We start from the raw sequence: 14569 nt of genomic DNA, 5'->3' as shown, positions 1-14569 counted from the left end.
GCATCAGACCCTCGATGAATCCCTCTCCAATAATTTGGACAAGGATTTCACCGATCCATCTCACCACCACTTGTCCGGCCGCGCCACGAAGCCTGCTCGTTCCTCGATCGCCAAACCGGCGTTCAGCACCGTCTGTTCGTCCAGCGCCTTGCCGATGATCTGCAAGCCGAGCGGCAAGCCCTGACTGTCCACGCCACCGGGCACCGACATGGCGGGCAGCCCTGCCAGCGAGGCGGGCACGGTGAAGACGTCGTTGAGATACATGGCCAGCGGATCGGCCTGCTTCTCGCCCAGCGTGAAGGCTGCGCTCGGCGCGGTCGGGGTCAGCAGCAGGTCGCATTGTTCGAAGGCCAGATCGAAATCGCGCGCGATCAGCGCCCGGACCTTCTGCGCTTGGGTATAATAAGCGTCGTAGAAACCCGCCGATAGCACATAGGTGCCGATCATGATGCGGCGCTTGACCTCCGGCCCGAACCCGGCGGCGCGGGTGGCGGCATACATGTCCTGCAGGCCTGCGCCATCGGGCAGGTCGCGCTGGCCATAGCGCACGCCGTCATAGCGGGCGAGGTTGGACGAGGCTTCGGCAGGGGCGATGATATAATAGGTCGGCAGCGCATATTTGGTACGCGGCAGCGACACCTCCACCACGGTGGCGCCCGCGTCCTTGAGCCAGGCAATCCCCTGATCCCAAAGCGCGGCGATTTCCGGGTTCAGCCCATCGGGGCGATATTCCTTGGGAATACCGACCGTCTTGCCCTTGAGATTGCTCGATAATCCCGCTTCCCACTGCGGCACCGGCCGTTCGAGCGAGGTCGAATCCTTGGGGTCGAACCCGGCCATCACCTCCAGCAGCAACGCATTGTCGCGCACGGTCCGCGCCATCGGCCCGGCCTGATCGAGCGACGAGGCAAAAGCGACGATGCCCCAGCGCGAGCAGCGGCCATAGGTCGGCTTGATGCCGCTGATGCCGGTAAAGGCGGCAGGCTGACGGATCGATCCGCCCGTGTCGGTGCCGGTCGCCGCCGGGCAGAGCCGCGCCGCGATCGCGGACGACGAACCGCCCGACGAACCGCCGGGGGCCAGGGCCGCCCCATCCTTATCAATAGCGCCGCCGCCGTCGCGCTTCCACGGGCTGATGACGTTACCATAATAGCTGGTCTCGTTGGACGATCCCATGGCGAACTGGTCGAGGTTCAGCTTGCCCAGCATCCCCGCGCCCGCATCCCACAGCTTGGCCGACACGGTCGACTCGTAAGTCGGCACGAACCCCTCGAGCATGTGGCTGGCCGCCGTGGTCTGCACGCCCTGCGTACAGAAGAGATCCTTCATGCCGATCGGCACGCCGGACAGGGGCTTCACCTCGCCCGCCGCCAGCGCCTTGTCGGCGGCACCGGCGGCTTCCAGCGCCTTTTCCGGGGTCTCGACGATGAAGGCGTTGAGCGCCTTGGCCGCGGCGACATTGGCGTTGAAGCCCTCGGCGACTTCGCGCGCGGAAAAATCACCTGCGCGGAACCCGTCGCGGATTTCGGCTACGGTAAGGTCTGTAAGGTCAGTCATGCAAAAACTTCCGTTCGCCCTGAGCCTGTCGAAGGGCCGTACTTCACTTCAAAAAAGGGCTGGGCTTCGACAAGCTCAGCCCGAACGGTGAAAGTGATGGTCACTCTATAACTTTCGGCACCGCAAAAAATCCGTGTTCGGCCTGGGGCGCATTCGCCAGCACCTTGTCGCGGACATTGCCGTCGGTCACGACGTCGTCGCGCAAGCGCTGATGGTTGGGGATGACGGCGGTCATCGGCTCGACGCCGCTGACGTCCACCTCACCCAATTGCTCCACCCAGCCAAGGATGTTGTTGAGTTCGGGCACCATCGCCTCGGCTTCGGCATCGCTCACCGAAATGCGCGAGAGGCTGGCGATCTTTTTTACGGTCTGAAGGTCTATCGACATGGGCCATGCCGCTACCACCCGCTTCCCTCCGCTTCAAGCCGGTTTCGCGCCTCTTGCGCACGCCGGTAGCTTGCGTAAGACAGGGGCGCGCAAATGGGGGCTGCGTCGCCCTTGAAAATCGGAGAGCATGGGTGGCCCGCAAATTTCTCTATGTCATCGCAACCCTTGTGGTTCTGGTGATCGCGGCGTTCGCCATCTATGCGATCTGGGGCATGCAGCTTATCCGTGCGGTGATGGTGCCGCGCGAAGACTTTACCGAACTCGCGCCCCTGCCCGCCAACGCCTATGCCGACCCCAAAATGTGGGTCGCCCGCCCGGACATCACGCAGAATAATCCGGCGCTGTGGACGCCCGCAGGCGTCACCCTTCCCGCGACGCTGCCCAAGGCCGCGATCTTCTTCATCCACCCGACCAGCTATATCACCACCTTTGGCGACGCCCATTGGAATGCCGCGCTGGGCGAGAAGGAAGCTGACGCCACCGCCCGCCGCTTCGTGATGGGCCAGGCCAGCGCCTTCAACGCGGCCGGCACCGTCTGGGCACCGCGCTATCGCCAGGCCAATTATGGGGCATTCCTGACCGACAAGCCCGCCGGTGACAAGGCGCTGGCCGCCGCCTATCGCGACGTCGCCCAGGCCTTTGCCGCCTTCCTCGCAGCGAACCCGACCGGCCCGTTGATGCTGGCGGGGCATAGCCAGGGGTCACGCCATCTGATGCAATTGCTGCGCGAGGAAGTCGCAGGCAAGCCGGTGGCCGATCGGGTGGCGGCGGTCTATGCCGTCGGCTGGCCGGTGTCGGTGGAGGCCGATCTGCCCGCGCTCGGCCTGCCCGCCTGCGCCCGCGCGGCCCAGTCCCATTGCATCGTCAGCTGGCAAAGCTATGCCGAACCCGCCGATCCGTCCGCCGTGGTCGAAAGTTTCGAGCGCAGGACCGGCTATACCGGCAAGCCCCGCAAGGGCACGCACATGCTCTGCACCAACCCCATCACCGGCGCGTTCAACGGCGCGGCCCCGGCCAGCGCCAACAAGGGCACGCTCGACGCGCGCGAGCAGGGCCAGCCGCCCAAGCTGCTGACCGGCATCGTCCCCGCGCGCTGCGACACCAGCGGCGTGCTGATGATCGGCGAGCCCGTTGACATGGGGCCGTTCACCCTGCCCGGCAATAATTATCATGTCTATGATTACAGCCTGTTCTGGGGCAATGTCCGCGCCGACGCGCAACAAAGGCTCGCCGCCTTTCAGCAGAAGTGACAGCCCGATAACATGCCATTGGTAACGACGGATCGCGTCGCCTTTCGCGAGGCTTTGCCCGAAGGCGGCCGCCTGGTCGGCATGGATGTCGGCACCAAGACGATCGGCCTTGCGCTATGCGACGCGCGCTGGTCGATCGCCAGTCCCGCCCACACCATCACGCGCGGTAAATTCAGCAAGGACAAGCTGTTGCTGGCCGCCTTCATCACGCAGCAGCAGGTCAAGGGCATCGTCATCGGCCTGCCGCTCAACCTTGACGGCACCGGCAGCCCGCGCAGCCAGTCAAGCCGCGCCTTCGCGCATAATCTTGCGGATTTCGGCCTGCCGGTCCTGCTCTGGGACGAACGCTGGTCAACCCAGGCGGTCACCCGCACGTTGATCGAGGCCGACGCCAGCCGCGCCCGCCGCGACGTGCTGGTCGACAAGCTGGCGGCGAGCTATATCCTTCAGGGTGCCATCGACGGGCTAGTCTCCGGGCTGGAATAGCTCACCCCTCGAACGCCGCGATGATCGGGCATGGCCCCTCGTCCGACGCATGGCATTGCCGCGCCAACCGCTCCAGCGCCGCACGCGCCGCCTGCATCTCGGCGATCTTCGCGTCCAGCGCCGCGATCCGTTCCGACGCCAATTCCCGCGCCCGCGCCCGATCCTGCCCCGCATCCAGATGCAGCAGTTCGCCAATCTGCTCCAACGTGAAGCCCGCCCGCTGCGCGCCCCGGATGAAGCCGAGCCGCCGCGCGTCCGCCGCATCGTAGCGCCGGATGCCCTCGCCCCGCTCCGGCGTGGCGAGCAGGCCGCGCCGCTGATAATAGCGCACCGTCTCCACCCCGACCCCGCTGCTGCGCGCAAGTGCAGAAATCGTCATGCTCATCCCTTGACTCCGTACCATGGTCCGCACCCTATATGGGTGGCATGCCCCCTTTGCCCAAGGATATGCCGTCATGACCCAAGCTCGATCCGCCGCCATCTACCGCATGGTGATGCCCGACCATATCTGTCCCTATGGTATCAAGGCACGTTGGCTGCTCAAGCGGCGCGGCTACCAGGTCGAGGATCATTGGCTCACCAGCCGCGCGGAAACCGATGCGTTCAAGGCGGCGCATGACGTCAAGACCACGCCGCAAATTTTCATCGATGGCCAGCGGATCGGCGGCCATGACGATCTGCGCCGCTTCCTTGGCCTCAAGCTGCGCGATCCCGATGCGACCAGCTATGTGCCCGTTCTCGCCGTGTTCGCGGTGGCCGCGCTGCTGGCGCTGGCGGTCAACTGGCTGACCTTCGCCCCGCTCATCGCCTTCGTCACGGTCGAACGCTTCATCGCCATCGCCATGATGCTGCTCGCCATGCTGAAATTGCAGGATGTCGATCGGTTCGCGACGATGTTCCTGAACTATGACCTGCTTGCCCGCCGCCTGCCACCCTATGGCCGCGCCTACCCGTTCCTGGAACTGGGCGCCGGCGTGCTGATGCTCACGCGCACGCTGAACTGGCTGTCGATCCCGGTCGCGCTCGCCATCGGCGGCATCGGGGCGGTGTCGGTGTTCAAGGCCGTCTATCTCGAAAAGCGCACGCTCAAATGCGCCTGCGTCGGCGGCAGCAGCAACGTCCCGCTCGGCTTCGTGTCGCTCACCGAAAATGTGATGATGGTGGCGATGGCAGTATGGATGACGGCAGGCATCCATTAAATAAAAAGCGCGGATGCTGACAAGCATCCATTAAACAAAAAGCGCGGATGACGGCAGGCATCCATTAAACGGGTCGTGCAGGGTGATGCAAAGGTCCAGGCCGGGGACGACCTCATTAGACAACCCAATCGGCCGAGGCGATCCCCTGCGCATAGAGTAGCACCGACAGGTCGCCATGGACGATCTCGGCGGCGGCGGCGGCGCGGGTCACTGGCTTAGCATGATAGGCAACGCCCAGCCCCGCCCCTTCGATCATTGGAATATCATTCGCGCCGTCGCCCACAGCCAGGGTCAGGGCGCGATCGATACCATCCGCAATGGCCGCTTCCAGTTCCGCCCGCTTGCGCGCCGCATCGACGATCGGACGGGTGACGGTGCCCAGCAGCGCGCCATCGGCAATCTCCAGGACATTGGCGACATGCATGTCGAAGCCGATTTCTTCTGCCACGGGTCCGGTAAAGCGCGTGAAGCCGCCCGACACCAGCAAGGTCCGCGCGCCCCGCGCCTTCATCGTGCGGACCAGCGCCTTCGCGCCGCCCATGATGACGACCCGCTCTTGCCGACATTGGTCGATGGCGCTGTCGGGCAAGCCCTTGAGCAAAGCGACACGGCCATGCAGCGCGCCTTCGAAATCCAGCTCCCCGCGCATCGCCCGCTCGGTGATCTCGGCGATCTGCGGCTTGATTCCGGCATAGTCGGCCAGTTCGTCGATGCACTCGACGGTGATCATGGTAGAATCCATGTCGGCGATCAGCAGCTTTTTCTCGCGCCCCTCGACCGGCTGGACGATCACGTCGATGCCCTGCCCGATATCGGCCAGTGCCGCGCGCGCGGATACAGGGTCGGCGGCGAAGAACAGGTCCGCCGCCTTGTCGCGGTCGAGCCACAGGCTCTGCCCCGGCTGGCACCCCGCCTGCGCCAGCCTATCGGCGGCGGCCGCAATATCCCCCTGCCCGATCGAGCCACTTGCCACTAAGGTCGCGACGAACATGAACACTCCTGACACACAGCAGGGCGAATCCCGCCCACGGGTCGCGCTTATTGCCGGGCCGACCGCCAGCGGCAAGAGCGCGCTCGCCATTGCCCTTGCCAAAGCCACAGGCGGCATCGTCATCAACGCCGACGCAAGCCAGGTCTATGCCGACCTTGCCATCCTGTCCGCACGGCCAAGCGCGGACGAGATGGGCGATGTGCCCCACCGCCTGTTCGGCCATATCGACGGGGCACAGGCCTGCACCGCGCCGCGCTGGGCGGCCGAGGCGAAGGCGCAGATCGCCGCCGCCCAGGAGCAGGGCCGCCTGCCCATCCTGGTCGGTGGCACGGGCCTCTATATCCGCACCCTGCTCGACGGCATCGCGCCGGTGCCGGACATCGACCCGGACATACGCGCGACAGTGCGCGCCTTGCCCGTTGCGGAAGCCCATGCCGCGCTGACCCACGAAGACCCGGAAGCCGCCGCCCGGCTGGCACCCGCCGACACAACCCGCGTCGCCCGCGCGCTGGAAGTTGTACGGTCCACAGGCAAGCCGTTGAAACAGTGGCAGCAGCATAAGAGCGGCGGCATCGCCGACCAGATCACGCTCGTCCCCATGATCCTGCGCCCGCCGCGCGACTGGCTGATCGACCGTTGCGACCGGCGTTTCGTACAGATGATCGACGCGGGTGCGATCGAAGAGGTCGAGGCGCTGCTCGCCCGCCACCTTCACCCCGACCTGCCGGTCATGCGCGCGATCGGCGTGCCCGAAATCCGCGCCTGGTTGGGCGGCGAGATCGACCGGGAAACGATGATCGAACGCGGCGCGCTCGCCACCCGCCAATATGCCAAGCGCCAATATACCTGGTTCACCAACCAGCCCCCATCACATTGGCCGCGCGAAACAAGGGAAATTGATAACAATCTGATCGATGAATTAGCAATTAAATTACAACAATAGCGCTTGACCCGTCATTTTATGTCCATTAGAGGCTGCCACCTTGCTATCGCAGGTCCGCTGTCGCAAAGGACGGGGCTTGCATCATATGAGAAGGATTTATCGTGGCCGAAAAGAGCGGCGCGGACATATTGGTTGAATGCCTGATCGATCTCGGTGTCGAGGTCGTGTTCGGCTATCCCGGCGGCGCGGTGCTGCCCATTTATGACGCGCTCTACAATCACCCCACGATCAAGCATGTGCTGGTCCGCCACGAACAGGGCGCGACCCACATGGCGGAGGGCTATGCCCGCTCGACCGGCAAGCCCGGCGTCGTCCTGGTCACCTCCGGCCCCGGCGCGACCAATGCCGTCACCGGCATCACCGACGCGCTGATGGATTCGATCCCGATGGTCGTCATCACCGGACAGGTGCCGACGCAACTGATCGGCACCGATGCGTTCCAGGAAGCGGACACGGTCGGCATCACGCGCCACTGCACCAAGCATAATTATCTGGTGAAAGACCCCGGCAAGCTGGCGGGCGTCGTTCATGAGGCATTCCACATCGCCACGACGGGTCGCCCCGGCCCGGTCGTCATCGACATTCCCAAAAATGTCCAGATCGCGACCGCACCCTATAAGCGTCCTGAACCGGTCCAGCATGCCAGCTACCGTCCGCAGATCAAGGCGGACGCGGCGGGCATCGACGCGGCCGTTGAAATGCTGGCCGCGGCGGAGCGCCCCATCTTCTACACCGGCGGCGGCGTCATCAATAGCGGCCCGCAGGCCAGCGCCCTGTTGCGCGAACTCGCCGCGCTCACCGGCGCGCCCGTCACCTCGACCCTGATGGGCCTGGGCGCCTTTCCCGCATCGTCCGACCAGTGGCTGGGCATGTTGGGGATGCATGGCACCTATGAAGCCAATTGGGCGATGAACCAGGCCGACCTCATCCTGTGCGTCGGCGCGCGTTTCGATGATCGCGTCACCGGGCGTCTGGATGCCTTCGCGCCCAACAGCCGCAAGGTCCATATCGATATCGACCGCAGCTCGATCAATAAGATCGTCGATGTCGATGTCGCCATCCAGGCCGACGTCGCCAGCGCGCTCGACGACATGATCGCCCTGTGGAAGCAGCGCGGCCATGAGCAGGCCGACCTGTCGGCATGGTGGGACCGGATCGCGGAATGGCGGACGAAGAAGTCGCTCGCCTATGTCGAAAACGGCACCGAAATCATGCCCCAGCGCGCGATCGCGGACCTCTACACAGCCTGCCAGGCGACCGGCAAGGATGTCATCATCACCACCGAAGTCGGCCAGCATCAAATGTGGGCGGCGCAGCATTTCGGCTTCGAAGCCCCCAATAAGTGGCTGACTTCCGGGGGCCTGGGCACGATGGGCTATGGCTTCCCCGCCGCCATCGGCGCGCAGATGGGCAATCCCGACAGCCTCGCCATCTGCATCGCGGGCGACGCCTCGGTGCAGATGAACATTCAGGAAATGGGTACCGCCAGCCAATATCGTCTGCCGGTCAAGCTGTTCATCCTGAACAATGAATATATGGGCATGGTCCGCCAGTGGCAGGAACTGACCTATGAAAGCCGCTATTCCAACAGCTATTCGGACAGCCTGCCCGACTTCGTGAAGCTGGGCGAGGCCTATGGCTGGACCGGCATTCGCATCGAACAGCCGGGCGATCTGGAGGCCGGCATCCGCCAGATGCTGGAAACGCCAGGCCCGGTGATCGTCGATTGCCGCGTGGCCAAACTGTCCAACTGCTTCCCGATGATCCCGTCGGGCGCGGCCCATACCGAAATGATGCTCGATCCCAACCAGATCGCCGGCATCATGTCGGATGAGGCGAAAGCCTTAGTATGAGGATGGGGGTGTGACGCAGCACCTCCAACTGCGCGTCCATGTCAGCGAACCGTGGGATTTCGAGCGGATCGCGGGCACGGCCGAGCTGTCGGGCTGGACCATCGACCATGCCGACCCGGCCAATGACGAATGGGTCGTGCATCTGGACGAGGGATTCGACTTTCACGAGCGGCATATCGGCACGCTGCTGGTCGGTCCCCGCTATGTCGGCGAACATCTCCACCGGATGTTCGATGCGGTGGCGGGCCTGCCCGTCCGCGTCGCCCACCGGCAGGATGATGGCTGGCATTATGCCTTTACGGCGATGATTTCGGAACGGGCAGATCCCAGTGACGCCCATGACGATAGGAATGACGGGACAAGCATGTGATGCATATCCAGGAAGAATTGAACCAGCGGCACGTCCTGTCGCTGACCGTTTCGAACGAAGCGGGCATATTGGCGCGCATCGCGGGCCTGTTCACCGCGCGCGGCTATAATATCGACAGCCTGACCGTGGCGGACATCACCGACGATCACAGCGTCAGCCGCATCACCATCGTCACCAACGGCCCGCCCAAGGTGATCGACCAGATCATCGCCCAACTCGACCGGCTGGTGCCCGTCCACAAGGTCACCGACCTGACCGAAGTCGGCCCCTTCGTCGAACGCGAGCTGGCGCTGGTCAAGGTCAAGGGCACGGGCGAGGACCGGATCGAAGCGCTGCGCCTGGCCGACGTGTTCCGCGCCAAGGTGGTCGACACGACGATCGAAAGCTTCATTTTCGAAATCACCGGCACCACCGACAAGATCGACAATTTCGTCGGGCTGATGCGCCAGATCGGCCTGGTCGAAGTCGGCCGCACCGGCGTCGTCGGCCTGATCCGGGGAAAAGAACCGGTTTAACCACTTCCCCTCTCCCCTGCGGGGAGAGGGTTGCGCAGACTTGGCAGCTTGCTGCCTAGTCGAAGCTGGGAGAGGGGGCACGACGTTTCAGCGTCCCCACCCCCGCTCCAACTTCATCTAGGCCCGGCCGCGCCGAGCCAAGATTTCATATCCTCTCCCCGGCGGGGCGAGGAGATACGTTCGAGGGAAGAGACAGTCATGAAGGTTTATTACGATCACGATGCGGACATCGGCCTGATCAAGGGCAAGAAGGTCGCCATCCTGGGCTATGGTTCGCAGGGTCATGCCCATGCGCAGAATCTGCGTGACAGCGGCGTCGCCGAAGTCGCCATCGCACTGCGCGCCGGTTCCGCCTCCGCCAAGAAGGCCGAGGGCGCAGGCTTCAAGGTCATGCCGAACGCGGAAGCCGCCGCCTGGGCCGACGTGTTCATGATCCTGGCCCCCGACGAGCATCAGGCCGCCATCTATGCCGACGACGTCCACGCCAATCTGCGCCCCGGCGCGGCGCTGGCCTTTGCCCATGGCCTCAACGTCCATTTCGGCCTGATCGAGCCGCGCAAGGATGTGGACGTCATCATGATCGCGCCCAAAGGCCCCGGCCACACCGTTCGCGGCGAATATGTGAAGGGCGGCGGCGTCCCCTGCCTGATCGCCATCCATCAGGATTCGACCGGCAACGCGCATGACATCGCCCTGTCCTACGCCAGCGGCGTCGGCGGCGGTCGCAGCGGCATCATCGAAACCAATTTCCGCGAAGAATGCGAAACCGACCTGTTCGGCGAGCAGGCGGTCCTCTGCGGCGGCGCGACCGCGCTGGTCCAGGCCGGGTTCGAAACGCTGGTCGAAGCCGGTTACGCGCCGGAAATGGCCTATTTCGAATGTCTGCACGAATTGAAGCTGATCGTCGATCTGATGTATGAAGGCGGCATCGCCAACATGCGCTATTCGATCTCGAACACCGCCGAATATGGCGATATCAAGACCGGCCCGCGCATCATCACCGAAGAAACCAAGAAGGAAATGAAGCGCGTCCTGGCCGACATCCAGTCGGGCCGCTTCGTCAAGGACTTCGTCCTCGACAACCGTGCCGGTCAGCCCGAACTCAAGGCCAGCCGCATCGCCGCCCAGCGCCACCCGATCGAGGAAACCGGCGCCAAGCTGCGCGCGATGATGCCCTGGATCGGTGCCAACAAGCTGGTGGATCAGGAAAAGAACTGATTGTCGCCTCCTCCCTTCGACGAGGCCGGAAGGCGCGTTCGAAGGGAGGGGGATGATCAGCGATGGACCGACAGGATCGGCTCCTTTCTATTGCAGGATGCGCGCGATCATAGGCATGGCCTTGCGCAGGCGCACGCCATCGCAGTCCGGCTCGCCGCAGGTGCAGGCTTCGAGCGTATAGCGGACACCGCACATGACCAGCGTATCGCGGTCAAAGCTATAGTTGGAAATGCCCGCGCGCTCGACTTTTTCCTGGGCCATGGCCTTGAGAGACATGCGAGTCCTACCTTCTTGTTAGGCGTCGATAGTTGATGCTGCGCTGCACAATGTCAATTAACCGACATTGGTTCCGACACTATTTGTCATAATATTGTCTTGCGAATGCCACGGCTCGACGTAGCGCAGGCACCCGCTTGCACCGGACGCGCTCCCCTCCCATATGCCGCCCATGAACGACCAACATCGCAGCACCATGCCGGTCTGGCATGGCACCACCATCATGTCCGTCCGCAAAAATGGCAAAGTCGTCGTCGCTGGCGATGGCCAGGTGTCGATGGGCCAGACCGTCATGAAGCCCAATGCGCGCAAGGTGCGCCGCCTGCATGACGGCTCCGTCATTGGCGGCTTTGCCGGCGCGACGGCGGACGCCTTTACCTTGTTCGAGCGGCTGGAGGCCAAGCTGGAGCGGCATAACGGGCAGTTGATGCGCTCGGCCGTCGAACTGGCCAAGGACTGGCGCACCGACAAATATCTGCGCAATCTGGAAGCGATGATGATCGTCGCGGATAAGGATGTGACGCTGATCCTGACCGGTAATGGCGACGTGCTGGAGCCGTTGAACGGCGTTGCGGCGATCGGATCGGGCGGCAATTTCGCATTGGCGGCGGCGCGGGCGCTGGTGGACTATGAGGCGGATGCCGAGGCGCTGGCGCGCAAAGCGATGGCCGTGGCGGCGGACATTTGCGTCTATACCAATGATCAACTGACCATCGAGACGCTGGATTCCGTCGCCTGATATTTCCTAGCCCTCTCCCGCCTTCGCGGGAGAGGGATGGGTGAGGGTCTTTCTTGATTGCAAGGATAAGACCCTCACCGACTTCGCCTAGATCGCTTCGCGATCAAGTCTCCGTAGCCTCTCCCGCGAAAGCGGGAGAGGAAAAGAAGAGATCGACATAGAGATGAACGACAATCTGACCCCCAAAGCCATCGTCGCGGCGCTTGACGCGCATATTATCGGCCAGAAGGATGCCAAGCGCGCTGTCGCTGTCGCGCTGCGCAATCGCTGGCGGCGGCAGCATCTGCCCGACGATCTGCGCGACGAGGTGACGCCCAAAAACATCCTGATGATCGGGCCGACGGGGTGCGGCAAGACCGAGATCAGCCGTCGTCTTGCGAAGCTGGCCGATGCGCCTTTCGTGAAGGTCGAGGCGACCAAGTTCACCGAGGTCGGCTATGTCGGCCGGGACGTCGAACAGATCGTCCGCGACCTGGTCGAGGAAGCGGTACGGCTGGAGAAGGACCGTCGCCGCGAAGCCGTGCGCGAAGCGGCGTCGGAGGCGGCGATGAACCGTCTGCTCGACGCGCTTACGGGCAAGGAAGCGAGCGAAGCGACCCGCCTGTCCTTCCGCCAGCGGATCGAACAGCACCAGATGAACGATGTCGAGGTCGAGGTGGAAATCGCCGACAGCCCGTCGATGCCGATGGATATTCCCGGCATGGGCGGCCAGATCGGCATGATCAACCTGTCCGACATGATGTCCAAGGCGCTGGGCCAGAATCAGAAGAAGCGCCGCAAGCTGCGCGTCGCCGATGCCTGGGACAAGCTGGTCGAGGAAGAGCAGGACAAGCGTCTGGACCAGGATGATGTCGCGCGCGTCGCCATCACCAGCGCCGAGCAGAATGGCATCGTTTTCCTGGACGAGATCGACAAGATTGCGGTCAGCGATGTGCGTGGCGGATCGGTCAGCCGCGAAGGCGTGCAGCGCGACCTATTGCCGCTGATCGAGGGCACGACGGTCGCGACCAAATATGGCCCGCTCAAGACCGACCATATCCTGTTCATCGCGTCTGGCGCTTTCCATGTTGCAAAGCCCAGCGATCTGCTGCCCGAATTGCAGGGGCGCTTGCCGATCCGGGTCGAGTTGCAGGCGCTGACCGAGGAGGATTTCGTCGCGATCCTGTCGGACACCAAGGCGAGCCTGGTGGCGCAATATCGCGCGCTGTTGGCGACCGAGGGCGTGACCATCGACCTGACGCCCGAAGGCATCCGCGCGGTGGCGCGGATCGCGGCCGAAGTGAATGGCGAGGTCGAGAATATCGGCGCCCGCCGCCTGCAGACAGTGATGGAAAAGCTGCTGGAGGATGTGAGCTTCGAGGCGGAGGATCGGCGCGGTGAAACGCTGGTGGTCGATGCCGCCTATGTCGAAAAGCAACTGAATGCGATCGCGCGCGACACCGACCTTAGCCGCTACGTCCTGTGATCCATAGGCCGCCGACCGATCCCATGCGGATCGGTCGGCGGCCTGATCGCAATCAGTTCATCGCCAAGATCATGTTGCGCACCTGGGGATAGACCTGGCTTTCCCATTTGCTGCCGGAAAAGACGCCATAATGGCCGACGCCGGGTTGGAGATGGTGGCGTTTGAGATGCGGGCGCAAGCCTGTGCATAGGCCATGCGCCGCTGACGTCTGTCCTACGGCGCAGACATCATCCTTTTCGCCTTCGACGGTGAGCAAGGCGGTGTGACGAATGGCGCCCGGCTTGACCAAGCGGCCCCGGTGCATCAATTCGCCCTTGGCGAGCGAGGCTTTCTGGAACACCAGATCGACGGTTTCGATGTAGAATTCGCGGGTCATGTCGAGGACCGCGAAATATTCCTCGTAGAAATTCTTGATTTTGTCGGCTTCGACCGTCTTGCCGTCGGCCAATAGCTGATAGAGTTCGCGATGCTGCGCGCCATGGCGCTCCATATTCATCGCCATGAAGGCGGCAAGCTGGATGAAGCCGGGATAGACTTCGCGCCCGTGCCCCGCATAACGGAACGGCACGACCGAAATCAGATTTTTCTCGAACCATTCGATCGGCTTTTCATTGGCCAGATCGTTGACCGCGGTCGGCGCGGCATTGGGATCGATCGGCCCGCCCATCAGCGTCATCGACCGGGGCGTCGCCGCATCCTTGTCTTCCGCCATCAACGCCACGGCGGCGAGCGCCGGAACGCAGGGCTGGCATACCGACACCATATGCGCGCCCGGCCCCATATGCTGGAAAAACTGGATCACATAGTCGACATAATCCTCGAACCCGAAGCGGCCTGCGGACAGCGGCACGTCGCGGGCGTTCTTCCAGTCGGTGATATAGACGTCATGATCGCGCAACAGGGTTTCGACCGTGCTGCGCAACAGGGTGGAGAAATGGCCGGACATGGGCGCGACTACCAGCACCTTGGGCTGGGCCGCATCGACTTCGTCCTTGACGAAGTGCAGCAGGTCGCCGAACGGCAGATCCAGAGCTACTTCTTCACGAACGCTCACCTGTGCGTTGCCGCTGGTAACAGTGCCAATATCATAGGCGGGGCGTTTGTGCGTGAGCTTGGCGCCCTGGAACACATCCATCAGCGCGAACAGGCGGCGAGGCATCGCCCATTGCGCCATCGGTCCCATTCTGTCTCGCATGCCAAGCGCAATTTGCGCGCCAAAGCGCGCTGGCGCCAACATGTCGTTCCAGGCCTGATAACCGCTGTAGAGCATTCGCATAATCGCAATCTTGCCTTGTTACATCACCGCCAACGAATCGGTC

General features: G+C 63.5%; 16 protein-coding genes. 10 read left to right on the top strand and 6 right to left on the bottom strand.

What is annotated here, in order from left to right:
- Positions 1–60: 60 nt before the first annotated feature.
- Positions 61–1557, bottom strand: a complete 1497-nt coding sequence (gene gatA / locus OVY48_RS17445; protein ID WP_313923761.1) for an Asp-tRNA(Asn)/Glu-tRNA(Gln) amidotransferase subunit GatA — start codon at positions 1555–1557, stop codon at positions 61–63.
- A 100-nt stretch (positions 1558–1657) separates the two neighbouring features.
- Positions 1658–1945 carry an Asp-tRNA(Asn)/Glu-tRNA(Gln) amidotransferase subunit GatC gene (gatC, locus tag OVY48_RS17440; RefSeq protein ID WP_037480044.1) on the bottom strand — a complete coding sequence of 96 codons (288 nt, stop codon included), beginning with the start codon at positions 1943–1945 and terminating at the stop codon, positions 1658–1660.
- Positions 1946–2076: 131 nt separating this feature from the next.
- Here gatC and OVY48_RS17435 point away from each other — a divergent pair, with 131 nt between their 5' ends.
- Positions 2077–3195, top strand: a complete 1119-nt coding sequence (locus OVY48_RS17435) for a DUF3089 domain-containing protein (protein WP_313923760.1) — start codon at positions 2077–2079, stop codon at positions 3193–3195.
- Positions 3196–3207: 12 nt separating this feature from the next.
- On the top strand, positions 3208–3681 hold the full coding sequence (ruvX, locus tag OVY48_RS17430; RefSeq protein ID WP_037480049.1) for a Holliday junction resolvase RuvX: 474 nt from the start codon (positions 3208–3210) through the stop codon (positions 3679–3681).
- 1 nt (position 3682) lies between these two features.
- Here the strand turns inward: ruvX and OVY48_RS17425 are convergent, their stop codons facing one another.
- Positions 3683–4066: a MerR family transcriptional regulator gene (locus OVY48_RS17425; RefSeq protein ID WP_037480051.1), complete on the bottom strand. Its 384-nt coding sequence runs from the start codon at positions 4064–4066 to the stop codon at positions 3683–3685.
- Between the two features lie 70 nt (positions 4067–4136).
- Between OVY48_RS17425 and OVY48_RS17420 the strand changes: the two genes are divergently transcribed.
- Entirely contained in the window at positions 4137–4880 is a 744-nt protein-coding gene (locus tag OVY48_RS17420; protein WP_313923759.1) for a glutaredoxin family protein, read from the top strand.
- A gap of 115 nt (positions 4881–4995) precedes the next feature.
- On the opposite strand, the gene serB is transcribed toward OVY48_RS17420, so the two are convergent.
- Positions 4996–5871 (bottom strand): phosphoserine phosphatase SerB, encoded by an 876-nt coding sequence (gene serB / locus OVY48_RS17415; protein WP_313923758.1) that lies wholly within the window; start codon positions 5869–5871, stop codon positions 4996–4998.
- Here serB and miaA point away from each other — a divergent pair.
- The 5 genes from miaA (at position 5870) to ilvC (ending at position 10770) form a co-directional block, all read left to right on the top strand.
- Positions 5870–6814 (top strand): tRNA (adenosine(37)-N6)-dimethylallyltransferase MiaA, encoded by a 945-nt coding sequence (gene miaA / locus OVY48_RS17410; protein WP_313923757.1) that lies wholly within the window; start codon positions 5870–5872, stop codon positions 6812–6814. The two genes, serB and miaA, sit on opposite strands and share 2 nt — an antisense overlap.
- Before the next feature lie 101 nt (positions 6815–6915).
- On the top strand, positions 6916–8667 hold the full coding sequence (locus OVY48_RS17405; protein ID WP_313923756.1) for an acetolactate synthase 3 large subunit: 1752 nt from the start codon (positions 6916–6918) through the stop codon (positions 8665–8667).
- A gap of 10 nt (positions 8668–8677) precedes the next feature.
- Positions 8678–9037, top strand: a complete 360-nt coding sequence (locus OVY48_RS17400) for a hypothetical protein (RefSeq protein WP_037479802.1) — start codon at positions 8678–8680, stop codon at positions 9035–9037.
- A complete protein-coding gene (gene ilvN, locus OVY48_RS17395; RefSeq protein ID WP_037479805.1) occupies positions 9037–9552 on the top strand; it encodes an acetolactate synthase small subunit in 516 nt (171 codons plus the stop codon). The genes OVY48_RS17400 and ilvN overlap by 1 nt, the downstream gene beginning before the upstream one ends.
- A gap of 198 nt (positions 9553–9750) precedes the next feature.
- Positions 9751–10770, top strand: a complete 1020-nt coding sequence (gene ilvC, locus OVY48_RS17390) for a ketol-acid reductoisomerase (protein ID WP_043152671.1) — start codon at positions 9751–9753, stop codon at positions 10768–10770.
- Positions 10771–10857: 87 nt separating this feature from the next.
- On the opposite strand, the gene OVY48_RS17385 is transcribed toward ilvC, so the two are convergent.
- Positions 10858–11046 (bottom strand): hypothetical protein, encoded by a 189-nt coding sequence (locus tag OVY48_RS17385; RefSeq protein ID WP_037479811.1) that lies wholly within the window; start codon positions 11044–11046, stop codon positions 10858–10860.
- Between the two features lie 172 nt (positions 11047–11218).
- On the opposite strand from OVY48_RS17385, the gene hslV reads away from it, so the two are divergent.
- Positions 11219–11785 carry an ATP-dependent protease subunit HslV gene (hslV, locus tag OVY48_RS17380; RefSeq protein ID WP_037479814.1) on the top strand — a complete coding sequence of 189 codons (567 nt, stop codon included), beginning with the start codon at positions 11219–11221 and terminating at the stop codon, positions 11783–11785.
- A 163-nt stretch (positions 11786–11948) separates the two neighbouring features.
- A complete protein-coding gene (gene hslU, locus OVY48_RS17375; RefSeq protein ID WP_313923755.1) occupies positions 11949–13250 on the top strand; it encodes an ATP-dependent protease ATPase subunit HslU in 1302 nt (433 codons plus the stop codon).
- A gap of 52 nt (positions 13251–13302) precedes the next feature.
- Here the strand turns inward: hslU and OVY48_RS17370 are convergent, their stop codons facing one another.
- On the bottom strand, positions 13303–14526 hold the full coding sequence (locus tag OVY48_RS17370) for a polyhydroxyalkanoate depolymerase (RefSeq protein WP_313923754.1): 1224 nt from the start codon (positions 14524–14526) through the stop codon (positions 13303–13305).
- Between the last annotated feature and the right edge of the window lie 43 nt (positions 14527–14569).

The organism is Sphingobium sp. SA2 (assembly GCF_032227065.1).
GTDB lineage: Bacteria > Pseudomonadota > Alphaproteobacteria > Sphingomonadales > Sphingomonadaceae > Sphingobium.
Note: the sequence above shows the minus strand (reverse complement) of the source record. Positions and strands in the feature narration are given on the sequence as shown.